Raw genomic sequence first — 23,242 nt, 5'->3', positions numbered from 1 at the left:
AGGGGTGTCAGTCCCCACCCCTACGATCCCCGCCGTGCCTGACGCCTTCACCGTCCTCTGGACCCATGACACCTGCCGCGCCCTGCGCAAGGACGGACGCACGGGCGAGCGCCCGCCGGTCGCCTTCAGCGGCGTGCACACCTCCCTGCCGACCTGGTCGGGCGCCACGGCCGGCGACGAGGTGTACGCGCTGCACGTCAACCGCCGCGTCGTCCACGTGGTGAGCCGCATGCGGGTACTCGACACGGACCGGCGCGACTGCTGCGGCGCCACCCCCACGACATGGCAGGACCCGGCGTACCCCGGACACGCCGACTGGTGGATGCTCGGCGCCGGCGGCTGCGGCGCCGAGCCCGTCCACGTGGACGCGACCCCCGTACGCTTCGACACACCGATCCCCGGCCCACAGCACAGCCCACCCGAGAGGCAAACCCCGCCCGGCCACCCGCTCCTCCCCGGGCCGTCCGCTCGCTTCTTCCCCGTGCTGGAGCGCCCTTTACTCGGGCCGCGGAAGCACGACACCGGCCAGGAAGCGGGTGGGCCCCCCGCTCACTCGGCTCGCGGGGTGGCGAGAGAATCGCTTCCGTGAAGCTCCCGCGCCTCCCCTTCTTCGTCTACGGCACCCTGCGCCCCGGCGAGATCAACCACGACCTCTTCCTGCGCGGCCGCACCCTCTCCGAGGAACCCGCACTGCTGAACGGCGCCGTGCTCTACGACGCCCCGGGCTGCCCGTACGCCGTGGAGGAACCCGGCGGCAGGGTGGCCGGCGAACTGGTCACCGCGCTCCCGGAGGCGTACGACGAGCTGCTCGCCGAGCTGGACCGACTGGAGGAGTACCGCCCGGGCGCCCCGCACAACCTGTACGAACGTGTCACCCGATACGTGACCCGCACAACCGTTCCTAGAGACTGAGTGGGAGTGAGTCCTGTTGCCAGGACTCGTGCTCAGCCGAGCGCCCCGAACGGTGTTGGGCGTTCTGGTCGACCGCGTTCGCTCCGCGTCCGGCGTACACGGATCGTGTCCGTGGTCCGGGGATGCGGGGGCGGTTTCCCTCACGCCCCGGGGCCACCGGTTCGGCCTGGACGGTCCGATGCCCCGCACGATCGCTCCGGTCGTGCGGGGGCGGTGCCGTCCGTCGCCGGATCGGGTGTCCCAGGGCGCGTCTTGCGATCGCCACGGCGGCCGCGTCGTGGCGAGAAGTCTTCCTGTTCTTGCTGGTGAGGGGCTTCTGCCAGTGCTGGGCGCCCCACTTGCTGGTGTGGGCGGGGTCGACGGCGACGAGGGGGATGCCGAGTTCGGCCGCCATGGACACCAGCCGGGCGCGCAGCCTGCTGACGGGCATGCCGGAGATGAGGTGGCGGAACCGTTTGCGGCGGCCGTGCTTCTCCCGGGTGGTCTCCGCCTGGAAGTCGAGGTCTTCGAGTGCGATGGCCAGGCCGTGGCGCTCGGCCCAGTGCAGCAGGCGGATCAGGGCGTGTCTGACCTGCGCATCGCGGTGCCGGCTGGTGCCGGACAGGTCGTAGAAGAAGCGCCGTGGGTTGCCGATGGGGTTGCCGTGTGTGTCGAGGCGCCAGGCGGCGAGGTGGTCGGCGTTGGTGTCGAAGCCGATCAGGCCACCGGCACGGGCCACCTCCAGCGGCACCGTCTGGGCCGGGGGGATCGTCCAGGACGCGGTCAGGTACCAGCGCCCGCGGATCACGTCCTCGTGGATGCGATAGGCCACGGCCCGGTTCGCCGCCACACGGTCGGCCCACTGCTCACCCCGGTGTGCGAACGCCACACGGGTGGTGAGGACGTAGCGGCCGTGCGGGGCGTTCGCCAGGTGCGTCAGCGGCGCGGGAAGCCTGATCGAGACCTCGCCGTCGTCGGTGACCCGGATGGTCTCGTTGCCGAACCGCTTCCCGGACTCGCCATCGGCCTGCAGGAACCGGCGCCCGGCCTCCCACCGCATGCGCCACTGCTCTTCCGTGAGCTGCGCCTGTTCCAGGTGGTGGCGGGTGTTCATCAGCCGTTTCCCGCCGCGCACCACGCGCACCCGCCCAGCCTCACGCTCCGCCCGGGCTGTTTGAAGCCGGTCCTCCAGCACACGCAGGCGGCGGGACTTGGCGAACCATTCCTGCCTGCTGCGGTAGCCGCCCGGAGCCTTCTTGCTGCCCTTCGCCCCCACGGGCAGGGACAGCCGGTGCCCGATGGTGTCGATCCCGGCTTGAAGGCTCTGGATGTGCGCGAGCTGGCCGCGCCGGGCGAGTGCCCACTGGTCGTGGGTGGCCTTCGTGACCGACCCGGCCCAGCGGGAGGAGGACTCCTGCGTGAGAGCGCGCTTACGCTCGGCCCACTGCTCACCGCCGTGCTCCGGCCCGGCCGCGCACCGTGCCTTCAGATCACGGGAAGCGAGCGAACCGAGGTGGTCGCCGACCAGACGCAGTACCGTCTCGTCCCCGGCGGTCAGGTGCTTGAGCCGGGTACGGATCGCGACCCCCGAGGGGCCGGGCACCACGAACGGCGCCGCCACCTCCCGCAGCCCACCCACCCCTTTCACCCCCCAACCGGTGTCGCGGAAATCCGTCACCACACCCAACGACCACCACCGGCAAAGGTCACACATCCGATACACGAACTCCCGTTCCCCACCGGAATGCGGGATGCCAACCACTGCCCGGAAACTCACACCTGCACGCCAGAACACGCTCAAGCGCCGTCAGTCGCCACCTGTTCACAACCCCCACCCCCACCCCCGCCTGGGTCTACCTGGCCGCTCCCGCCGTGGCCGCGCGCCTCAGGGCGCAGGGCAAGCTGATCGAGGGCGGGGACTGGCACGCACGCCGGCGGTGACGGTCACCCATTCACACGCTCCCCCGACGGCTTTCCATGACACCCCGTCAAAGGCGGTCCGACCTGCACGGACGCTCACCGGACCACACTCCGCCCGCCACCCGTTCTACCTATTCCTGACGCGCTCTCAGGAAGCGCGGTCGGCGTGCTGCCTCTTACCTCGGAAGGGCAGGGACCACCCATGAGCCACGAGGAGCCCCGATGCGACGTACCGTCCGGCTGCTGACCGGCACCGCGTTCGCCGTCGCCGCCCTGGGCGGCATCGCCGCGCCCGCTCACGCCGCGCCCGCCGGGGACACACACGCCGAGGTCACGGGCGGCCTGGAGGTGTACCCGTCCACGGCCGTACCGGGCGGCCAGGTCACCGTGAACACCTCGGCGTGCGGCGACGGCGGTACGGCCGCGGGAGACGCCGGCGCGGTCGGCGCGGGCCGGTTCACGCTGGCGCCGAGCACCCACAAGGGCGACGCGATCGGCCAGTTCGCGGTGCCGCCGGGGGCGCATCCGGGGACGTACGAGATCGTCGCGAGGTGCGCCGAGGACGACCGGCGGGTCACCGGGGACCTGGTGGTGACGCTGGCCTCGTCCCGGCAGCAGGCGCATCCGAGGGGGAGTGTGAAGACGGGGGTCGGCGGCGCCCTGGGCCCCGACCCCGTGCAGACCGCGGCCGGTGTGGCGGCGCTCGCCGTCGCCGCCGCGGGCGGTACCTGGCTCCTGCATCGCCGGGCGAGAGGCGACGGGATCTGACGGACACCTCCGCTGTCCGTCCGCCGGTACCGCATGTCCCCTCCCCCTCCGGGTCCGACGCCCCTCGCGGCCCGGAGGGGGACCGGGGCACTTCAGGAGGCTGATATGCGCAGGCAGGCCGGTACGCGCAAGCTCGGCAACACGGCCATGGCCGCCGTCACCGTCACCGCCCTGTGCGCGGGCGGATGGCTGCTGCACAGCGGCGCAACGACCCACGCACCGCCACAGCCGTCGGCCGCCGAGGCCGCCACGGGCCGAACCTCCGGACAGGACCCCTCACAAACCGCCCGTTCAAGCCCCACCTCCACCCTCACCCCCACAGTCACCCTCACCCCCTCCTCCCCCCACCGCATCCGTATCCCGTCCATCGACGTGAACGCCCCCCTCACCGGCCTCGGCCTGACCCCGACCGGCAGCCTCGACGCCCCTCCGGCGGAGAAGAAGAACCTCGCCGGCTGGTACGAGGCCGGCACCACCCCCGGTGAGACCGGTACGGCGATCGTCGCCGGCCACGTCGACAACGCGGACGGCCCGGCCGTCTTCTACTCCCTGGGCGCGCTGAAGAAGGGCGCCGTCATCGAGGTGGACCGGCGGGACGGGAGCACGGCGGTGTTCACCGTGGACGCGGTCGAGGTCTACCGGGCGTCCGCCTTCCCCGACGAGAAGGTGTACGGCGCGGCACCCCGCCCCGAGCTACGGGTGATCACCTGCGGCGGGGGCTACTCCCGCGCCACGGGCTATCAGGGCAATGTGGTCGTCTTCGCTCACCTCACCGGCAGCCGCTGAACCCGCCGTTTCTCCAGGGCCCACAGAACGCGTCCTGCGGCACCCAAGCCGGACCCAGGCCGCACCCCAGCCGCCCCAGCCCCTCCTCACACCCCACCCCCGCCCCCGCTGAGGGCAGCGTTCCCCGCGGGAAACAGAGGTGATGCGGCCGGGTAACGTCCACACCGCACGCTCGACGACATGACCTCGAAAACGCGTGTGGTGGTGATCGGCGCCGGCCTCGCGGGCGTGCGGCTCGCCCGCCGGCTCGGCGAGCTCGGCATCCCCGCGCTGCTCGTCGGCGAGGAGGAGCACCGCCCGTACAACCGGGTCCTGCTCGCCGAGGTGCTGGCCGGCCGGTACAGCCCGGACGTGATCGCGCTGCCCGCGCCCGACGGCCTGGTCCGCGCGCGGGTCACCGGCATCGACCGGGACCGCCGTACCGTCGTCTGCGCGGACGGCTCGGAGATCGCATACGAAACGCTGGTGCTGGCCACCGGATCCAACCCGGTGCTCCCGCCGCTGCGCGGCCTGTTCACGCCCGACCACGAACTCCCGGAAGGCGTCCACGCGTTCCGGACGATGGACGACTGCCTCGGACTCTCCAAGGCCGTACGGCCGGGTGTGCGCGCGGTCGTCATCGGCGGCGGGCTGCTCGGGGTCTCCGCCGCCCGCGCGCTCGCCGTGCGCGGCGCCCAGGTCGTCCTCGCCCAGCAGTCCGAGCGGTTGATGGAGCGTCAGCTCGACCCGAACGCCTCGCGGCTGGTCCTGCGGCACCTGAAGGACCTCGGCGTCGAGGTGCACACCGAGTGCCGGGTGCGCGACGTGCGCTGTGTCGGCGGCGCTGTCCGCTCGGTCGAGATGGCCGACGGCTACGCCCTGGACGCCGACCTGGTGGTGCTGGCCTGCGGGGTCCACCCGCGTGTCGGCCTCGCCAAGGACGCGGGACTCGCCGTCCACAAGGGCGTCCTGGTCGACGACGAACTGCGTACGTCCGACCCGCACATCCGGGCCGTCGGCGACTGCGCGCAGCACGACGGCGAGGTCTACGGGCTCGCGGCACCGGCGCTCGAACAGGCCGATGCGCTCGCCGAGTCGCTCGCGGGCCGTGCGAACGCCCGCTACACCGGCACCCGTTCCCTGACCCGGCTGACCCTCAACGGTCAGGACACCCCCTTCGACCTCGCCGCGTTCGGCGAGACCGTACCCCGGCCCGGTGACGACGTCGTCCAGCTCACCGACGCCACCCGTGGCACGTACCGCAAGGTGGTCGTCCGCGACGACCGTCTGGTCGGCGGGGTGCTCGTCGGCGAACTCGGCACCGTCGGCGCGCTCGCCCGCGCCTGGGAGGGAGCAGAGCCGCTCCCGGACGACGGCCCTCTGCTCCACCTGCTCACCAACGATGGAGGCTCCTGAATGACCGCCACCCTGGGGGCCACCCCCACGATCGTGCTCGTCGGCCACGGCATGGTCGGCCAGCGCTTCCTCGAAGCGCTCGCCGAGCGCGGCCTGACCGCCACGCACCGCGTGGTCGTGTTGTGCGAGGAGCCGCGTCCGGCGTACGACCGCGTCGCCCTCACCTCGTACTTCTCGGGCAAGACCCCCGAGGACCTGTCCATGACCGACATGGACTTCATCGCCGCGCACGGCATCGAGCTGCGCATCGGTGACCCGGCCGTCGCCGTGGACCGCGAGGCCCGCAAGGTCACCGCCCGGTCCGGTCTGGTCGTCGAGTACGACACGCTCGTACTGGCCACGGGCTCCTACCCGTTCGTGCCGCCGGTCCCCGGCAAGGACGCGGCCGGCTGCTTCGTGTACCGCACGATCGAGGACCTGCTGGCGATCGAGGAGTACGCGAAGACCAAGGCGCGGGTGGGCGCGGTCGTCGGTGGTGGTCTGCTCGGTCTGGAGGCGGCCGGCGCGCTGAAGGGGCTGGGCGTCGAGACGCACATCGTCGAGTTCGCGCCGCGGCTGATGCCGGTGCAGGTCGACGAGGGCGGTGGCGCGGCGCTGCTGCGCACCATCGAGGACATGGGTCTCAGCGTCCACACCGGCACCGGCACGCAGGAGATCGTCGCCGACGCGTCGGGCGCGGTGACCGGCATGAAGCTGTCCGACGGCTCCGAGATCGCCACCGACATGGTGATCTTCTCCGCCGGTGTCCGCCCCCGCGACCAGCTGGCCCGCGACTGCGGTCTCACGGTCGGCGAGCGCGGCGGCATCACGGTCGACGAGCAGTGCCGGACCGTCTCGGACCCGCACGTGTTCGCGATCGGCGAGTGCGCGCTGGCCGCCGACGGCCGGGTGTACGGCCTCGTCGCGCCGGGCTACGAGCAGGCGGAGACGGTGGCGGCGACGATCGCGGCCGACGAGGCGGCCTTCACCGGCGCCGACCTGTCCACCAAGCTGAAGCTGCTCGGTGTGGACGTGGCGTCCTTCGGCGACGCGCACGGCACCACCGAGGACTGCCTGGACGTCGTCTACTCCGACTCCCGCGCCGGCCTGTACAAGAAGCTGGTCATCGGCCGTGACGGCACGCTGCTCGGCGGCATCCTGGTCGGCGACGCGGAGGCGTACGGCACCCTGCGCGCACTGACCGGGTCGGTGCCGCCGATCTCTCCGGAGTCCCTGGTCCTGCCCGCGGGCTCCGGGGCCCCCGCCCAGCTCGGCCCGTCCGCGCTGCCGGACGAGGCGATCATCTGCTCGTGCAACAACGTCACCAAGGGCACGATCCGCGGGGCGGTCACCGAGCACAGGTGCACCACCGTGCCCGAGGTGAAGAAGTGCACCAAGGCCGGTACGACGTGCGGCAGTTGCGTCAAGGTGCTCGGCCAGCTGGTCACCGCCGAGCTGGAGGCGAGCGGCGTCGAGGTCGACAAGGGCCTGTGCGGCTGCTTCTCGCAGACCCGCGAGGAGCTGTACGAGATCGTCCTCGCCCTGCGCATCAACACCTACCAGGACCTGCTGGACCGCTACGGCCGTGACGGCGCCCGGGGCACCGACGGCTGCGAGATCTGCAAGCCCGCGGTCGGCTCGATCATCGCCTCCCTCGCCCCCACGATCGGTGCGAGCGGCTACGTCCTGGACGGCGAGCAGGCGGCCCTTCAGGACAGCAACGACCACTTCCTCGCCAACATCCAGAAGAACGGCTCGTACTCCGTCGTCCCGCGCATCCCCGGCGGTGAGATCACCCCGGAGAAGCTGATCGTGATCGGCGAGATCGCCCGCGACTTCGGCCTCTACACGAAGATCACAGGCGGTCAGCGCATCGACATGTTCGGCGCCCGCGTCGAGCAACTCCCGCTGATCTGGATGCGCCTGGTCGACGCCGGCTTCGAGTCCGGCCACGCCTACGGCAAGTCCCTGCGCACGGTGAAGTCCTGCGTCGGCCAGACCTGGTGCCGCTACGGCGTCCAGGACTCCGTCCGCATGGCGATCGACCTGGAGCTGCGCTACCGGGGCCTGCGCTCCCCGCACAAGCTGAAGTCGGCCGTCTCCGGCTGCGCCCGCGAGTGCGCCGAGGCCCAGTCGAAGGACTTCGGCGTCATCGCCACCTCCAACGGCTGGAACCTGTACGTCGGCGGCAACGGCGGCGCGACCCCGCGCCACGCGGACCTCCTCGCCCAGGACCTGTCCGACGCCGAACTGATCCGCCTGATCGACCGCTTCCTGATGTTCTACATCCGTACGGCCGACCGCCTGGAGCGCACCTCCACCTGGCTGGAGCGGATCCCCGGCGGCCTGGACCACGTACGGGACGTGGTCGTGGAGGACTCCCTCGGCATCTGCGAGGAGCTGGAGCAGCTGATGTCGGCCCATGTCGCGAACTACCGCGACGAGTGGGCGGAGACCATCAACGACCCCGAGAAGCTGGCCCGCTTCGTCTCCTTCGTCAACGCCCCCGACACCCCCGACCCGGTCGTCGGCTTCGTCCCTGAGCGCGACCAGATGAAGCCGGACCTGCCCCTGCTGTCCATCGGCCTGCGTCCCGCCGAAGACATCCTGGAAGGAAGCGCCACGCGATGACCCTGGCACCCGAGACGACCGACCTGAAGATCCAGATCAAGCTCGGCGACGACTGGCTCACGGTCTGCGACCTGCATCGCCTGCTGCCCGGCCGAGGCGTGGCCGCCCTCCTCCCCGACGGCCGCCAGGTCGCCCTCTTCCGCGACCGCGCCGGCGAGCTCTACGCCATCGACAACCGCGACCCCTTCGGCGGCGCCGCGGTCCTCTCCCGCGGCCTCACCGGCACCCACCAGGGCCGCCCCTTCGTAGCCTCCCCCCTCCTCAAGCAACGCTTCGACCTGATCGACGGGCGCTGCCTGGACGACGAGTCGGTGCGGGTGGCCACGTACGAGGTGCGCAGCGCCTGACTGAGGAGCGTGGACCGGGCTCGTCGTACGGTACGACGGTCACGGCCCACGCCACCGCTCCGGCTCTACTCGCAGGCGACCCCGTCCCCGTCACGGTCCAGGTGGCGGCTGTAGCCGGGGTCGCCCCGGTACAGGGGAGTGTCTCCGGCTGCTCGGGCCGCGCTGCAGTTGGCGTAGTAGACGCTTCCCGCGTCGCCGTCGGCGGAGTCGTCGTCGGCGGAGTCGTCGTTGGCGGAGTCGTCGTTGGTGGAGTCGTTCGAGAGCGCCGGCTCTGCCGTGATCGTCTTGGTGACCTCCACGGTCGCCGTGGCTGTCACCGTTCCCGCCGGCTGCGGTACCGCCGTCTCCGTGGTCGTGGCCGTGACCGTGACCGTTGGCTGAGGGCTCGCCGCGGCGGGCTTCTCGTTCGTCGGTTCGCTGTTCTCGGCCGCGCCCATGCCGATGCCCAGGAACAGGGACAGGGCCAGCGCGGGCAGGACGTATCGCTTGCGTGCCCATCTGGGGGCCGGGGGCGGGGGTGTGGCGGCGGTCATGCCGGTGTACGGGTTTGTCATGGCGTCCCCCCAAGGAGCGTGACGTGAGGGGACGACCGTATGACTGCGGCGTGCGGCGGCGGAGGGGATGTGTTGGATTTGTGATGAGAATGTGTGCCCGCTCTGCGGCTAGGCGCGGAACGGCCCCGTCACCTCGTAGGTGATCCCGCCCGACGAACTGCCCGACGTGCCTCGCTGGCTCGAGAAGTACAGGCGTTTGCCGTCCGGGGAGAAGGCCGGGCCCGTGATCTCCGACGACGACTGGCCGCCGATGCGGAGGAAGGGGGTGACGATGTCGTCCGGGGTGATCAGGCAGATCTCCATGTTGCCGCCGTCCTCGGCGACGTACAGGTCGCCGGAGGAGGAACCCGTGACGTTGTCGACGCCGGTCAGCGGGGCGGTGCCGGACGTCACCAACGAGTCGTCGTAGGCCAGTTCGATGGTCTGGCTGGTCGCGTTGTACTGCCAGACCCGGTTGTCGCCCTTGGTCGTGAACCAGCAGGTGTCGTCCGCGTAGTAGCAGCCCTCGCCTCCGCTGAAGCGCTTGGCGCCGGAGACCTGGTTGCGGGTGGCGGTCGCGCCGGTGGGGTCGGGGACGCGGGCCCAGGTGACGGGGCCGGAGGTGGCGGTGCCGGCGACCAGGACCTCCAGGGTGCCGGAGGAGAGGTCGCCCCAGGTGGTCGGGCGGAAGCGGTAGAAGCAGCCGTCCGAGACGTCCTCGGTCATGTAGATGACCTGGCGGGTGGGGTCGGCGGCGGCCGCCTCGTGCTTGAAGCGGCCCATCGCGTCGCGCCGTACGGCCGCCTTCACGCCCCAGGGGTCCGTCTCGTAGACGTAGCCGCGGTCCACCTCCTCGCAGGACAGCCAGGTGTTCCAGGGGGTTCGGCCGCCCGCGCAGTTCTGGCGGGTCCCCGAGAGGATGCGGTAAGCCGCCGTGATCGCGCCCGTCGAGGAGAAGCGCACCGCGCTCGCCCCGCCCGACGGGTTGATCTCCGAGTTCGAGACGTAGATCCAGCCGGTGCCGTCGGGGTAACAGGCGCCGCCGTCGGGGGCGTTGTGCCAGGTGTACGAAGTGCCGGGCACTGTCCGGCCGGACCTCGCGATCACCCGGCTGGTGAAGCCCGCCGGCAGGCTGATGCCGTTGGCGTCCGGCGAGAGCAGCGGACCGTACGGGCCCGTACCGGGCTGGGCGGGGGCGGCGTACGCGGCGCCTCGCCACAGGGTTCCGCCGAGGACGGCGGACGATCCGCCGAGCACGGCCGCACGCAGGAGGGTACGACGTTCCACGCTCACTCCCACACTCCAAGAGGTGTCGTGACCGACCCGCCGTCGGTCGGCGGCGGGGTCGTGCGGCAGAGGACGCTAGGGGCTGCGCGTGGAATTGTCGTGTCGCCGCTGTGGCCGGGGGATGCTCGGTGGGTTACCAGATGCACGCGTTCCATGTTTGGGATGGTATGTCCCTGTATACCCACGGTCCCGTGGGACACCCTGGCCGGCCTCGCGTCCCGCTTTGCCTCGCATACGCTGAGCCGACATGCCCGCTTCTACGCTGAGGTGGCACCGATGGAGGGAGAAGCGGGCCATGGGCGGCTGGAGCGTGCGGGACATGCCGGGGCTGGGTGGGCGGATCGCCGTCGTCACCGGCGCAAACGCCGGGATCGGGTACGTCACCGCTCGCGAGCTGGCCCGGAAGGGGGCGCGGGTCGTCCTCGCGTGCCGGAGTGCGGAGCGGGGGCGGGCGGCGGAGGAGCGGTTGCGGGGTGAAGTCCCTTCGGCCGACGTGGAGTTGCGGCGGCTGGATCTTGCGGATCTGCGGTCCGTACGGGACTTCGCCGCGGGATTCCCGTACGCACGGCTCGATCTGCTCGTCAACAACGCCGGGGTGATGGCGGTGCCGTACGGGACCACCTCGGACGGGTTCGAGATGCAGTTCGGGATCAACCATCTCGGGCACTTCGCGCTCACCGGGCTGCTGCTGCCCAGGATTCTCGCCGCCGCGCCCGGAGCGCGGGTCGTCACCGTCTCCAGCGTGATGCACGCCGTGGCCAACGTCGAGCTGCGTGATCTCAACTGCCTGCGCAGTTACCAGCGTTGGACCGCGTACGCCCGATCCAAGAGCGCCAACCTGCTCTTCACGCACGAACTGGCGCGGCGGCTGCGGGCGAGCGGCGCCGACGTCGTCGCGGCCGCCGCCCACCCCGGGTACGCCGCCACCGGGCTCACCGCCGGAGTGGGCAGCCGGGCCACCCGTCCGCTCCTGGCGGTCGGTGACCGGGTCTTCGCGCAGTCGGCGGAGGCGGGCGCCCTGCCCACGCTGTACGCGGCCACCGCGCCCGGCGTCCAGCCCGACTCCTTCACCGGGCCGGCCTTCGCGATGTGGCGCGGGGCGCCCGCGCGGTCCTGGCGGGCGGCCTGGACACGGGACGACGCCATGGGGCGGCGACTCTGGGCCGCCTCCGAGCGGCTGACCGGCGTCAGGTACGACGCCCTGGAGCAGGCGTCGTAGGGCCTGTCCGGCGGATCAGGTCGCAGGGAATCGGCGGTGTCTCAGCAGCGCAGGTGAGCGGGGTTCGGTGCGTGCAGCCGCAAGGCGGAGGAGGGCGGCGACGCGTGCCAAAGCCCCGCGTCTGCGGCGTGATCCGCCGGACAGGCCCTGGCCGGGCGGCGGGCCGGTCAGCGGCGGTTGCAGCCCGTCGAGACGCGGACCTTGTTGGACCAGGTGTCGGTCGTGGCGTCGAGGACCATCAGGGTCGAGTCGTACCCGTAACCGTAGGCGGTGCAGTCCAGCAGGCCGAGCCGAAGGTCGAAGCCGCCGCCGTGGCGGCCCGGGGTGTAGCGGGCCGTGGTCTCCTTGTAGTGGCTCGGGATGCCACGGCTGCCGTCGCGGTAGACGACGATCTTCGCCTGGCCGCCGACGGTGAAGCTCTGGCCGTGCACGTCGAGGCCGTGGACGCCGATCGTGCTGGGGGTGCGGGTGGCCCATGCGCGGGGGGCGTGGCCGTACGCCTTGCCCTCCAGGGCCGGCGAGGACGACGACGAGGACGCTTTGGCCGGGCCGGCGGTGCCGGGTGCGCTGGCGATCCCGGTCGGTGCGGCTCCCGCGCCGCCCGTGTCCGTCTTGCCCGCCGTGCTGCCGCAGGCCGCCGTACCGATCGTCGCCGTCACGGCGAACAGTGCCGCGAGGCCGAGTGTGGCGGCGCGGCGCCGGACGGTTGTGGTGTGCGAAACGCTCATGGCCCATCCCCCGATGTCCCCTGGCCCCGAGCCCTCTCGGCGGCCGATGCCCTGGGGGACACCGGACCACGTCCGGCGGTTGCGGCGGCTCTCGGGGGCGCGTGGAGCGCGGGGTCGCACGGCGGGCGGCGCCCGCTCCGGCCGGTGCGGGCGGAACCGCAGGCCGGCGGTGCCATGGCGGGGTGGTGCGCGGGGGCGGGCCCAGGTCTGTGGCGTAGGCGGCGACCGACACACCGCCAACGCGCCCCCACCATCCCCGTCGTATGGTCAAGAGCCTAGGTACGACCGAAGCCATTCACCGCCGCGACGGAGCGAATGGACATGTCACCGCTGATAGTTAGAGTTTCTGAAGCGGCTGCGGGTGTCTGCCGGATCATTCCGGCCGTACGGGGAGGATGTGCTGCTGTGTTGCTGACCGAGGGCGGTCCGGTTTTGGTTCAGGCTGTGCTCAGCACGGAGACGAAGGAGCCTTGGAGCAGCGGCTACCACCCCAGTAGCGGCAAAAGTGACGCCCCGTCTGGTAACGACGCGGAAGGCACGCTCTGATGCCGGCCAAGGGCCCCGGAGGCGGCACTACCTCCTTCGAGAACATGACCCACGAGCAGATGCTCACCTGGCTCGACCAAGCCAACTCCGGCCATGTCCAAGCAGCAGCCGAGCGCCTCCTCGCCGCAGCGAAGGCCATCCGCGACATCGCCGAGGAACTGAAGATCCGCCCCCAATGGGTCGCCTGGAAGGGCGAGGGCGCCGACGCCTTCCGCACCTGGACGGCCGACCTCGCCAACTCCACGCTTCGGCTGGGTGACTTCAGCGACGACGCGGCCAAGTGGCTGACGGAGGCGTCGTGGGCGATCGCGCGAGCCCAGGCTTCCATCCCGCGGGAGGTCCCCGGCGACGTCCAGACCCTCCAGGCCAACGTCGACGCGGCCCGCGCCGCCCACAACGACCCCGACGCCGCGATCGCAGCCACCCAGGCCGAGCAGGAACTGCAGGCCCTGACGTCCCGCAAGGAGCAGGCACGGCTGCAGGCAGCTGCGCAGATGCGAAAGCTGGCACAGACGTACAGTTGGTCGGCGATGCAGATGAGCGCGCTGGAACGGCCTAAGTTTCCGCCTCCGCCGGATGCGATCGTGCCCGACCCGGCACTCAGCGTCGACAGAAAAGACATCGACAAGACTCCGGCCGGTGGTTCAGTGTCCGCTGGATCCTCCTCCATTGAAAGCACCTCTTCGGTAAACCCAAGAACGGAGCAACCGATTTCTGGCACGCGCTACGTGTCGGAGATCTCACGTGTCTCTACGGCTCTTCCTCATGTGACCGGGGAAGTTCCGCCTCCCACCCGCATGGTCATTGACTCTGTGACCACCACGCCGCAGTTCCCTCACGCCCCGACGGACAGCGTCAACAGCCCGTCGTTCCCTGAACAAGCGAGGCGCGAGCCGGTCACGATTCCCCCGACATTCGGTAGCAGCAGAGGTGCTTCCTCCGTACAGCCTCCAGGCAGGCCGGTACCGGGTGCGGCGGGGCCGGTCAGAGCGGTCACCGGGCCCTCAAGGCAGGGTGCACCAATCGCTGGTCCGTTGGCGCCAGGACCGGGACAACCGGTTACAGGACGGTCACCGCTGGGGCCTGTCCCCGGGATGCCACCAGCGACTTCCGGTCGGGGCCCGAGCAGCCCGGTCAATGGCATTGTCGGTGGTCGCCCGGTGACGCCGCCAACTGGTAGACCGACGGGAGCCATCCCACGGGGCGTGGTTGTGGGCGGGGAGGCCGCCCCTGCGCGCGGGCCCGTGGGACCAACCGTCGGGACAGCGAACCCAGCCGGACGTGTGATCGGTCAACCGGGTCAAGTCGCCGATCGCCGCTTGCCGCCCCCGAACGCTCCCGTTGTCGGGGGGCGTCCACTCCCTCACAACGGCATTGTCAGCAAAACTCCGCAGCAAGGACCTGCAGGAACGCCCACCGACCGATCTAGCGGCCCCGCTACGACAGGCGGTGCCAGCGCGGTGCGTGGTGGCGTCTTCGGCAGCGCAACCAACACGGCACGTCCAGGCGACAGCAACGGCACCAGCAGGCCCCGGAGTCCTCAGCCGACGTACCCAGCGATCAACGGGAACAGGGGCGGACAGCCGCACCGCGGGGAAGACGAAGAAAACCGGCAGCAGAACCACCGACGTACGCGGCCGCCAGTCATCGACTGAACGTATTCCAGGAAACCGAGAAAGCGAACCTCATGCACACGAGCAGGACTCGATACGGAGGCCGCCGCGCGGCGGCAACGGTGGCCCTCGCTCTCCTGCTCGCAGGCGCAGTGGGTACGCCGGCCGTCGCAGAGTCGATCCGCGAGGAACAGTGGTACCTCGACGCCATGCGCGCCGAGGAAATGTGGCGGACCAGCACTGGAGAGGGCATCACGGTCGCCGTCATCGACACCGGCGTCGATCCGAACAACGCCGACCTGAAAGGCCGCGTACTGCCCGGCAAGGACTTCGCTCCCGATGAGGTGCCCGGAGACGAGCACACCGACTACGACGGCCACGGCACAGGCATGGCCGGCCTGATCGCCGGAACCGGCGCACGCGGAGGCGGCAACGGCGCCTTCGGCCTCGCGCCCGGCGCCAAGATCCTGCCGATCCGCCTGCCAGTAGGAGGCACGGCGGCCAATAAGGCCGAGGGAGCCAAGATCTTCAACACCGCTCTGGCACCGGCGATCCGCTATGCCGCCGACCAAGGTGCGAAGGTCATCAATATTTCCCAGGCTGCCTCACAGGGCTCGCCTCAGGTGACTGCAGCAGTCCAGTACGCCCTCGACAGTGGATCCCTGCTCTTCGCCGGTGTCGGCAACGAGGGTGACAAGGTCAATGAGGTGATGTATCCGGCGGCCACGCCCGGTGTCGTCGGCGTCGCAGCAGTCGGGAAGGACCTCCGGCGGACTCCATGGTCCCAGTACGGTCCTCAAGTCGACCTCTCAGCTCCTGGCGAGAGCATGGTCCACGCCTGCGGTGGCAAGACCGGCCTCTGCGAAACGGAAGGGACCAGTGACGCCACCGCCCTCGTCTCCGCCAGCGCAGCCCTCATCTGGTCCGCTCACCCCGACTGGACCAACAACCAGGTCCTGCGGGTCATGCTCAACACCATCGGCGCCCCCACGGACGGCACCAGACGCAACGACGCCATCGGCTACGGCATCGTCCGCCCCCGCATCGCCCTCTCCAACCCCGGCGACCCGGGCCCCGCCGACGAGTACCCGCTACCAGACCTCGCCGAGGCCCGGACGTCACCATCGCCCGCGCCGACCCGTACCGGAACAGCGGGCGCCTCCGAGGACACCGACCCCGGCATGGCAGTACCCAAGCCCGACGACGACAGCGGGGTGCCCTGGCTGGCCGTAGGCACAGGCGCCGCCGCCCTCGCAGGCATCGGAGTCGTAGTGGCCGCCGTGGCCCGGAAGCGCCGAGCACCCACCGCACCGGTGCCTGGCCCAGGCCAATACCCTTACTCGCCGGCCGGCTTCGGGCCACCCCCCAACGTGCCGGGCAGCCATCCCCCGCCGGACCGAGGGCCAGGCACCACCTGACCACACTCTGTCCTCCGGACACCGCGGGGACACAAGAAGTTCGATCAGGCATACGACGACCAGACACGGGGAGGGCCACGCATGGCGTGGGAGGAGTGGGAGCAGCTCAAGGCGCAGGCGCTGGCGCGCTCCCAGAACGGGATGCAGCTGAACGGCGTTGCGGAGGCGGGCGGAGCCGGTGCCACAGGCGCACCCGACTTCAGGACGAACAAACCGGGCAAGAAGATCGCGGTGAATGCCCTGAGGGTTGAGCTCCCGGAAGGTACGAAAGAGGCCGGCAGCCATCCTGATGAGTCCTCGTCCGCTGCCGCCCGGGAGTTCAGCGGCTGGGAGACCGGTTCCGGTCTCACAAGCGCGCATGAGGAATGGGGGTTGCAGGTCCAGGGTCTCCTGGGGCGCCTGGACAGGGACCTTGGAGCTCTTGAAGGCTCCCACGGGCACTTCCAGTACGTCGACCACGGCGTCGGAAGCCAGCTGGCACAGCTCGACTCCGGCGTTGACCCGCGGCGCGAGGCATAGGTAACGGGGAAACGGGGGCGACCATGCTCAGCTACCAAGACGTCATCACGATCAACCTGGGCGTATTGACCACGGCGGCCACCAGCTGGGCCGAGACGGCCGACGGCTTCGAGGAGCTGGAGACCTTTTACCGAGGGAAGGTCGAGCCGGTCGCCAATGACGGCGTCTGGGTCGGCGTGAGCGCCCACGCCGCATCCGGCCAGTTCGCGGCGACCCGCCAGCAGTTCGCCGATGCCCAGACGGAGGCCCGCGCCATCGCCTCGATCCTGCGCGACGCGCATCAGCAGTTCGCCGAACTGGTCGGCAGGGTGAAGGACCTGGTCGAACAGGCGAAGGCGGCAGGGCTGGCCGTGACCGGCCAAGGTCAGGCGGTGTACGACGACAGCACGCTCAACGCGATGCGGCACGACCCGGACTACGGCGTGCAGCGGGCACGGGCGGACGAGGCCGCCTGGACCAAGGCGATCAAGGACGCCGTGCAGGCGGTCGACGACGCGGACCACGGCGTCAAGCTGGCACTGCGCGAAGCCGCCGGCGTCAAGAGCTGGATCGAGCGCGCCTTCGACCAGGCCAGAGGACAGGGCCACAGTTTCAACGGTGACGCGATGGGTGACATCGAGGCGTACGAGGCCATCGAAGCCAGGAAGTACGCGGACCAGGTCCTCAACGGCGAACAGTTGGCGAGCGAGGACCTCCAGGAGTGGCAGCGCCTCATGCGCGACAACTCCGACAACAAGGTCTTCACCCAGACCCTGTTCGACTCCCTCGGCGCGGATCAGACATTGAAGCTGACCACCACCATGAACGACTTGGCCCACGCCGGCGACAGCCCGAACAAGAACGCCTACGTGCAGATCAACGGCGGTCTCTCCGATTCCCTGGCAACCGCCACGCGCGTACCGGACTTCAAGGACACCAACGGCAAGCCTCTACCCTTCGGGACACCGGCGTACAACGAGGCGTTCAACGCCTGGAAGAAGACCGACGACGCCCAGTTCTACAACAAGTGGCGCGACGCGCTGCGCGAGCACGGCGACGACAAGTACCCGACCGAGGCGTCGGTCGGCCGAACCGACAGGGTCGACACCGGCAGCCCGGAGATCCGCGGCTACCACAGCCTGGTCACACTCATGCAGCAGGGCAGCGGCTATTCCCCGCAGTTCGTCGCGGACGTCACCGACGACATGATCGCGATGGAGAAGAAGGACCCCGACATCTGGCACCTCTACCGGAGCAGCGACAAGGACTCCTCCGGCTCCTGGTTCGCAAACGACCCGATCGACGGCGCACTTCAGGTGATGTCCCGCAATCCGGAAGGTTCCACCGGCTACTTCGACCCTGCCACGAGCACCGGCAAAGACCGCATGCACTACCTCCTCGGCGACGGCGACGGAAGCCGCGACTGGGAAGTCGTGGAGGTCACCGAATGGCGCGGCAACACCGAAGTCGTCAAGAGCACCGAGGACAGCGACAACCGCAAGGGCCTGGGCGATGCCCTGACAGCAGCCGCCACCGGCATCGACCCCAACAGCTCACACCCGCCAGGCCCCACATCGCACACCGATGCCAACAACCGCGTATTCGTCCACACGCTGGAGGTCCTTGCCGGCCAAGGCGACGACATGCCGGCGTCGCTACGGGACGACATGGCGAAAATCATGACCAATCACGGTGATGAAGTGTACGTGGCAATGAGCGACCCTAGCGGCACGCGGCAGCCCAGTGATGGCGTGAAGCTGGAGATGGAGCAGGTCATGGAGGTGACCAAACAGATCTCCAGAAGCGAGCATTCTTACGGTTTGCTACACGAGGGCATGAACTACGCCATCATGAACGACGTCTACGACCGCACGCGCGAACCGGGTGACACACTTAAATCCGCGGGTTACGCAGTCGGATTCATGGAGGAAGCGCGGTACTTGGCCCTTAAGACTGACCAGCACGATTACACCTGGGACAAGGCATGGAGCTACCATAGTTCAGGCGCAATACTGAACTTCGTACCGGGCTATGGGGATATCCTCCAGCGTGGAGCAGACATGGTCACAAGCGCATGGATTATGGACGAACAGCAGCAACAGGCTGCAAAGTTGACAAGCGACAGTCAGTTGACATATGAGCTGCGCAGAAACCAACTCAACGCCATTGCTCAGCAGTGGTATGCAGCCAACTCCGACTGGGCTCACGGTCGCGACGGCTACTCCTACGAGGATGGCATGTATAAAACCATTGCAGGGGCGGCCAACCATGGTAACGCCTTGGCAGAAGGCATTTCGGGAGTACAGTAGTGACCAAGATGAGACTCAGAATGGTGGCACTCCTATGGATGGTCGCGGCAGGTGTATCAGCGGGCTGTAGCAGCACGCAGCCTTCCATTCCAAGTGAATTCTGCAAGGCCCCCGTAGATAAAGCTAGCCTATCGCCACTCATCCCGAACGGCGGCTCAATTGATCAACAATATAACGAAAACCAAGCCCAGCCTGGAGCAGCCTGCAAATTGAGCGTAGGAGGCAATCAGATCCTTTTTGTTGAAATAGCGCGCTGGGATCGCGATCCCGAACCGGTGGACTGGGACACGGTGGGATCTCAGTACAAGCATGCCGCCAAACGGGATGTCTCGTTTCCAGGCCATGCATCCATCGGAAGCGACCGTGCCATAGTTCGGGCGACATGCAACACCAGTGCCGCCTACATGTCATTCATGTTCTTCTTCTCGGGCGACCGCGTCGAGGACACATCGAGTGGTTATAAGAAGCTTCAGCACTTTATTAATGACTTCGTCCCACGCCAGACAGCAAGGTACAAGTGCACGGAGTGATAGAAGTACGGGCGGGCGTATGCCTCGAGAAGAAACACCTCTGACTATGTTCCCGATCTCAGCATCGAACTCGATGGCGATTCCACCGATGACAGAGTCCGCCGAGCACTTCAAACCGTAAAAAACCTGGATCTGGTGCCGCAGTGGGAATCCACTCACGGTGTGGACTCCGAGAAGGATCCCGTCGTGAACTATCTGCAGCACCACGTGAACTTGCACTACGGTTCAGCCCGCAACCAAGCGCTCGCCGATCTGCACCGAGGATTGTCCTGCCCATGAAAAAATCCGTAATTGTCGTATTGATCGCGGTTGTTCTGGCCGCCGGCGGAGGCATTGTCTACGCCTCTGGTGCTTACGACGAATTGCGTGACGGGCAAGCGCTCGATGAGGCGTGTCACGGACTGGTCGATGCCTCGGAGGTACGTAAGGCGCTGGGCGCGGACCGGGTCAGCGGCAAGAGCACCGGAAGTGCGGGGTGCCGCGTCTACGACCCCGGTGATACGAACGCTTCCCTGTTGATCTCCGTGCAGCGTGGCCGAGATGACGCCGAGTCGATCAAACTCAACGCTGGTCGAATCCTCAGGTACACCCCGGCGGAGATACTGGTTCCCGTGGGCCACGGATGGCCCGCCCTGGTCTCTGCGGGAAGTGGCACCGACTCCTATGCCACGGCCTTCCTGCCTTGCGGAGAGGCGGCAGAGGACGATTTGGTCCTCAGCTTGAGCGCAACCCGAGCCGCCCCGGCAGACAGCGTGCAGGAGCGACGAGATGGCATGGCCGTCCTAGTCACCCGGGCTCTGAAACAAGCAGCCAAGAAGCAGGAATGTGAATTTCGTGATACGGGTGCTGTACGCAATACGCCCACCGGCGCCTTTCAAAAGGCAAAAGAGGCAGGCACAGCAACGGGTACATGCCAGGGCATCGACGAACCGGATTTCGTGTATGAAGCCGAGGCAGATAACGCAGCACCGATCGAGCAGTGCCTCCTTTTCGATGGGTCCGCTACGCCCGCCTTCCGTATCGCCGCATATTACGGCCCTTATTCGAATGCCGCGCGTCACAATCCGGAGCGAAACCCGTACGACTACGTCGGCGCGAGCGGCACCAATGACGGTAAGTCTTGGGTCACCGCATCATGCTCAACCGGTGCGGCCCTTTACATCCTGGAACCTCTGACGTCTCATGCGGCGGCCGGTGATTCAGAGCGTCAAGCGCTCCACGTCTTTGCTGCTCAATCAGCCAAGCGGCACAGTTGCGACAACCTGAGCACTCCAATCAACAAGGGCTAATCCGAGCAAACAGGAGACGCATTGCTACATCCATACGGACATGCCACCAAATGTGATGTTTCACTTCCAGGCCATGCACCGATCCGGAATGCCCATCCCGCAGTTCGGGCGGCATGCAGCGCGGGCACTGCCTGCATGTCGTTCACAGTCTTCTTCTCGGGCACCGACGTCAAGGACACACCAACTTGGCACAAACTTCAGCGATTCATCAATGATTTCGCGCCTCACCAAGCATTGAGGTACAGCCGTGTCGGTGATCAGTAACGATGGGCATACTCCGACTAACAGTCGGTCTCACAACGCTGGTCATGTTTGTTAGTGCGTGCGAAAAGAGCGACGTCTCCGTCCCGAAAGAAATCTGTGGAGTTCCCGTGAAGAACTCCACCTTGTCACCACTCATCCCCAGCGGTGACAAACTGAGGAAGAGCGAACCATTGCCCCTGGACTCGGATCCGGCGTACTGCGACATCTACGTCGACGGAATTCACGTCCTCAATATCACCGTCCGTATGACAGAAGAGGGTCCCGCCCCGGAGGACTGGAAGGACGCTAACGCCAAGTACTCGCTAGGCGCACCTCGAAAAATCTCCATCCCAGGTACTGCTGTCATCGGGAGCGACGGGGCACTGGTCACTACGAAGTGTGGCAGCCCTGCGAAGTACTTGCTGTTCGTCGTTCGACTCAAAGGGGATCACGTCGAGAATTCTCAAGCTGGGGTTGAGAAGCTCCAGCGCTTCATCGAGGAGTTCGCAACCGGAGCGGCGAAGAAGATCGAATGCACCGAATAGTCGAGGCACAGCGATGAGCAAGTTCAACCGAATTTCAGCAATTGCACTGTGCGTGACGACGGTGTTGGCCACCGCAAGCTGCGGTAGCTCCACCCTCAGCATTCCCGATGAATTCTGTCGGACTCCCACGGAGAAGAGTGCCCTGTCGCCACTTATCCCAGAAGGCGAAAATCTGCAACAGAAGTACAAGGAAACCCAGGCACGGACTGGCGCCTTCTGCACTCTTAAAGTGGACGGCCATCAGGTACTGTTCATCACGATTCAAAAGTACGACCGGAAGCCCGATCCTGTTGATTGGGAGATCGTGGCTTCCACCTACAAGAACGCAGCCAAGAGGAAAGTGTCTTTCGCTGGTGGCGCGGTGATCGGCAGTGACCGTGGCGTAGTGCAGGCCACCTGTGACTCCACGTCGACGTATATGTCATTCGCAATTGATTTCCGCGGTGACCGTGTCGAGGACAGCGCTCAGGGCTACAAGAAACTCCAGCGCTTCATCGATGACTTCGTGCCCCGCCAAACGAAAAGGTACGAATGCACCACGTAACCAAGGTTGTACGAAAACCTGGGCAACCTCGCCTTGGGCACTCTGGTCACCGCACGGTGCGCGCGACGGTCGCTGCGGTGATGGTGCTTCTGGCTGCCACGGGTTGTTCGGAACCACGCGGTTACGAGGTCCCGAACCAGGCATGCGGGGTAACGGTCGATCCCGACCTCCTCACCCCTTTCCTGCCGTACGGAAAGGAACTCACCCAGCGCTCCGACGATGCCGGCCCGGAGAGTCCCCGGTGCCGCCTGTCGGTGGACAAGAAGCTGGTGATCTATCTGTCCGGAGACGTCGTGTCCAAGGACACCGACCCCATCGAGGTCCAGGACCGTGCCCTGCGACGACTCGGCAATCCGACCGCTGTCGACATCGGCGATGACGCCAGGGTCGCGGACAGGGGAGCCACGGCAGTGGCGGCGTGCACCTACGAAGGACAACAGCGAAAGTTCGTCTCACTGATCCAGCTCCAGGAGGATCTCCCCGACGGGACCTCCGAGCGCCGCAACGCCCTGCAATCGTTCCTTCGCTCTTACTTCCCCGAGGCCATGGCTCAGCAAGGCTGCAAATAGCTGCGCACAAGGCGGGTTCCAGCTCCTGGACAGAACGTAACAGCGACGACAGCGGTGATCCGGCTGGATACGCTCACCTGTCATGACCAGCCGAAAGGTGCCGTGTTGAGCCAGTACTTCGATATGGGCGACGAGACTCTGTGGAACCCGACCAACGGAGCTTCCCGTCTGTTCCGACGCCAAGTGTCGGTCTTCGAGGCGGAGCTGGAGCTCTCATCCGGCATCGGGCCGATGGAGAACGACGAGTGCCAGATCGACCCGGCCGTCTTCGAGATCTTCGTCAACGCCCTACTGGCGCAGCACCGAAGAACAAGCCATGCCACGGTGCTTGCGCTCTCCGAGGGGTTCACCGCCGCCGCGCTGGTTCTCGCGGAGCGCGCCGGGATCAGGGTGGACTGGGCACAGTTCAGATCCGCCCCGGATGGCGCACTCGAAGATGCACAGATTTCCGCAGTCACAGGGCTGTCCGCTCCTGCCGAAGGGCGAGCCTGGGGTGAGGGACTATGCGAGAAGGCACGGGAGCTCGGGCAGCACATGCCTCGCTGACTGGAGCAACCGGGTCTGCTGATCGCTTGCCCACCGATGCAGTCCGCAAAGAGGGTGCTCGGGTGTTGGGCCTGCACGCGGGCTCAGGACCGGCCCGTTGACACACAA

At 68.0% G+C, this 23,242-nt stretch carries 20 protein-coding genes and 1 pseudogene; 17 read left to right on the top strand and 4 right to left on the bottom strand.

The genetic code is table 11. The features are described 5' to 3' along the window. Positions 1-34: 34 nt before the first annotated feature. Both ACH5AC_RS11430 and ACH5AC_RS11425 read left to right on the top strand, forming a co-directional pair. Entirely contained in the window at positions 35-589 is a 555-nt protein-coding gene (locus ACH5AC_RS11430) for a hypothetical protein (protein WP_398861487.1), read from the top strand. After that, positions 586-894: pseudogene (locus ACH5AC_RS11425) on the top strand (gamma-glutamylcyclotransferase family protein); the annotation flags it as partial. The gene ACH5AC_RS11430 and the pseudogene ACH5AC_RS11425, both read left to right, overlap by 4 nt. 7 nt (positions 895-901) lie before the next feature. Here ACH5AC_RS11425 and ACH5AC_RS11420 read toward each other — a convergent pair. Beyond that, positions 902-2,530 carry an IS200/IS605 family accessory protein TnpB-related protein gene (locus ACH5AC_RS11420; protein WP_398861486.1) on the bottom strand — a complete coding sequence of 543 codons (1,629 nt, stop codon included), beginning with the start codon at positions 2,528-2,530 and terminating at the stop codon, positions 902-904. A 503-nt stretch (positions 2,531-3,033) separates the two neighbouring features. On the opposite strand from ACH5AC_RS11420, the gene ACH5AC_RS11415 reads away from it, so the two are divergent. The 5 genes from ACH5AC_RS11415 (at position 3,034) to nirD (ending at position 8,717) form a co-directional block, all read left to right on the top strand. After that, positions 3,034-3,579 carry a hypothetical protein gene (locus tag ACH5AC_RS11415; protein ID WP_398861485.1) on the top strand — a complete coding sequence of 182 codons (546 nt, stop codon included), beginning with the start codon at positions 3,034-3,036 and terminating at the stop codon, positions 3,577-3,579. 105 nt (positions 3,580-3,684) lie between these two features. Beyond that, on the top strand, positions 3,685-4,365 hold the full coding sequence (locus ACH5AC_RS11410; protein WP_398861484.1) for a class F sortase: 681 nt from the start codon (positions 3,685-3,687) through the stop codon (positions 4,363-4,365). Between the two features lie 180 nt (positions 4,366-4,545). Further along, complete coding sequence (locus ACH5AC_RS11405; RefSeq protein WP_398861483.1) at positions 4,546-5,760, top strand: NAD(P)/FAD-dependent oxidoreductase; 1,215 nt, start codon at positions 4,546-4,548, stop codon at positions 5,758-5,760. Continuing rightward, positions 5,761-8,370, top strand: a complete 2,610-nt coding sequence (gene nirB, locus ACH5AC_RS11400) for a nitrite reductase large subunit NirB (protein ID WP_398861482.1) — start codon at positions 5,761-5,763, stop codon at positions 8,368-8,370. Further along, positions 8,367-8,717, top strand: coding sequence for a nitrite reductase small subunit NirD (gene nirD / locus ACH5AC_RS11395; RefSeq protein ID WP_398861481.1), 351 nt, complete (start codon positions 8,367-8,369; stop codon positions 8,715-8,717). Before nirB ends, nirD begins: the two co-directional genes overlap by 4 nt. A 65-nt stretch (positions 8,718-8,782) precedes the next feature. On the opposite strand, the gene ACH5AC_RS11390 is transcribed toward nirD, so the two are convergent. Both ACH5AC_RS11390 and ACH5AC_RS11385 read right to left on the bottom strand, forming a co-directional pair. After that, positions 8,783-9,271, bottom strand: coding sequence for an excalibur calcium-binding domain-containing protein (locus ACH5AC_RS11390; protein WP_398861480.1), 489 nt, complete (start codon positions 9,269-9,271; stop codon positions 8,783-8,785). A 108-nt stretch (positions 9,272-9,379) separates the two neighbouring features. Beyond that, the gene (locus ACH5AC_RS11385) at positions 9,380-10,537 is read right to left on the bottom strand and encodes an alkaline phosphatase PhoX (RefSeq protein WP_398861479.1); all 1,158 of its coding nucleotides are present in this window, start codon (positions 10,535-10,537) and stop codon (positions 9,380-9,382) included. Positions 10,538-10,832: 295 nt separating this feature from the next. Here ACH5AC_RS11385 and ACH5AC_RS11380 point away from each other — a divergent pair, with 295 nt between their 5' ends. Continuing rightward, entirely contained in the window at positions 10,833-11,756 is a 924-nt protein-coding gene (locus ACH5AC_RS11380) for an oxidoreductase (protein WP_398861478.1), read from the top strand. A gap of 167 nt (positions 11,757-11,923) precedes the next feature. Here the strand turns inward: ACH5AC_RS11380 and ACH5AC_RS11375 are convergent, their stop codons facing one another. Continuing rightward, positions 11,924-12,484 carry a hypothetical protein gene (locus tag ACH5AC_RS11375; protein WP_398861477.1) on the bottom strand — a complete coding sequence of 187 codons (561 nt, stop codon included), beginning with the start codon at positions 12,482-12,484 and terminating at the stop codon, positions 11,924-11,926. Between the two features lie 2,233 nt (positions 12,485-14,717). Between ACH5AC_RS11375 and mycP the strand changes: the two genes are divergently transcribed. The 9 genes from mycP (at position 14,718) to ACH5AC_RS11330 (ending at position 23,134) form a co-directional block, all read left to right on the top strand. Continuing rightward, positions 14,718-16,061, top strand: coding sequence for a type VII secretion-associated serine protease mycosin (mycP, locus tag ACH5AC_RS11370; protein ID WP_398861476.1), 1,344 nt, complete (start codon positions 14,718-14,720; stop codon positions 16,059-16,061). An 81-nt stretch (positions 16,062-16,142) separates the two neighbouring features. Then, complete coding sequence (locus ACH5AC_RS11365) at positions 16,143-16,580, top strand: hypothetical protein (RefSeq protein ID WP_398861475.1); 438 nt, start codon at positions 16,143-16,145, stop codon at positions 16,578-16,580. Positions 16,581-16,603: 23 nt separating this feature from the next. After that, positions 16,604-18,868, top strand: coding sequence for a hypothetical protein (locus tag ACH5AC_RS11360; RefSeq protein WP_398861474.1), 2,265 nt, complete (start codon positions 16,604-16,606; stop codon positions 18,866-18,868). Beyond that, positions 18,868-19,398 (top strand): hypothetical protein, encoded by a 531-nt coding sequence (locus tag ACH5AC_RS11355; RefSeq protein ID WP_398861473.1) that lies wholly within the window; start codon positions 18,868-18,870, stop codon positions 19,396-19,398. The genes ACH5AC_RS11360 and ACH5AC_RS11355 overlap by 1 nt, the downstream gene beginning before the upstream one ends. A gap of 275 nt (positions 19,399-19,673) precedes the next feature. Beyond that, positions 19,674-20,687 carry a hypothetical protein gene (locus ACH5AC_RS11350; RefSeq protein WP_398861472.1) on the top strand — a complete coding sequence of 338 codons (1,014 nt, stop codon included), beginning with the start codon at positions 19,674-19,676 and terminating at the stop codon, positions 20,685-20,687. A gap of 371 nt (positions 20,688-21,058) precedes the next feature. Then, a complete protein-coding gene (locus ACH5AC_RS11345) occupies positions 21,059-21,475 on the top strand; it encodes a hypothetical protein (RefSeq protein ID WP_398861471.1) in 417 nt (138 codons plus the stop codon). Between the two features lie 13 nt (positions 21,476-21,488). Continuing rightward, a complete protein-coding gene (locus ACH5AC_RS11340; RefSeq protein WP_398861470.1) occupies positions 21,489-22,019 on the top strand; it encodes a hypothetical protein in 531 nt (176 codons plus the stop codon). Positions 22,020-22,075: 56 nt separating this feature from the next. Next, positions 22,076-22,588 (top strand): hypothetical protein, encoded by a 513-nt coding sequence (locus ACH5AC_RS11335; protein ID WP_398861469.1) that lies wholly within the window; start codon positions 22,076-22,078, stop codon positions 22,586-22,588. 105 nt (positions 22,589-22,693) lie between these two features. After that, positions 22,694-23,134 carry a DUF6086 family protein gene (locus ACH5AC_RS11330; protein WP_398861468.1) on the top strand — a complete coding sequence of 147 codons (441 nt, stop codon included), beginning with the start codon at positions 22,694-22,696 and terminating at the stop codon, positions 23,132-23,134. Positions 23,135-23,242 lie beyond the last annotated feature (108 nt).

This window comes from Streptomyces sp. NPDC018693, from assembly GCF_044391385.1.
Lineage (GTDB): Bacteria > Actinomycetota > Actinomycetes > Streptomycetales > Streptomycetaceae > Streptomyces.
This window is presented reverse-complemented; position numbering and strand designations above follow the sequence as displayed.

Coding starts and splice junctions, on each gene's coding strand:
- ACH5AC_RS11415 (WP_398861485.1), top strand. CDS start 3,034: ATGCGACGTACCGTCCGGCTGCTGACCGGCACCGCGTTCGCCGTCGCC.
- ACH5AC_RS11410 (WP_398861484.1), top strand. CDS start 3,685: ATGCGCAGGCAGGCCGGTACGCGCAAGCTCGGCAACACGGCCATGGCC.
- ACH5AC_RS11405 (WP_398861483.1), top strand. CDS start 4,546: ATGACCTCGAAAACGCGTGTGGTGGTGATCGGCGCCGGCCTCGCGGGC.
- nirB (WP_398861482.1), top strand. CDS start 5,761: ATGACCGCCACCCTGGGGGCCACCCCCACGATCGTGCTCGTCGGCCAC.
- nirD (WP_398861481.1), top strand. CDS start 8,367: ATGACCCTGGCACCCGAGACGACCGACCTGAAGATCCAGATCAAGCTC.
- ACH5AC_RS11390 (WP_398861480.1), bottom strand. CDS start 9,271: ATGACAAACCCGTACACCGGCATGACCGCCGCCACACCCCCGCCCCCG.
- ACH5AC_RS11380 (WP_398861478.1), top strand. CDS start 10,833: ATGGGCGGCTGGAGCGTGCGGGACATGCCGGGGCTGGGTGGGCGGATC.
- ACH5AC_RS11375 (WP_398861477.1), bottom strand. CDS start 12,484: ATGAGCGTTTCGCACACCACAACCGTCCGGCGCCGCGCCGCCACACTC.
- mycP (WP_398861476.1), top strand. CDS start 14,718: ATGCACACGAGCAGGACTCGATACGGAGGCCGCCGCGCGGCGGCAACG.
- ACH5AC_RS11365 (WP_398861475.1), top strand. CDS start 16,143: ATGGCGTGGGAGGAGTGGGAGCAGCTCAAGGCGCAGGCGCTGGCGCGC.
- ACH5AC_RS11360 (WP_398861474.1), top strand. CDS start 16,604: ATGCTCAGCTACCAAGACGTCATCACGATCAACCTGGGCGTATTGACC.
- ACH5AC_RS11350 (WP_398861472.1), top strand. CDS start 19,674: ATGAAAAAATCCGTAATTGTCGTATTGATCGCGGTTGTTCTGGCCGCC.
- ACH5AC_RS11340 (WP_398861470.1), top strand. CDS start 21,489: ATGAGCAAGTTCAACCGAATTTCAGCAATTGCACTGTGCGTGACGACG.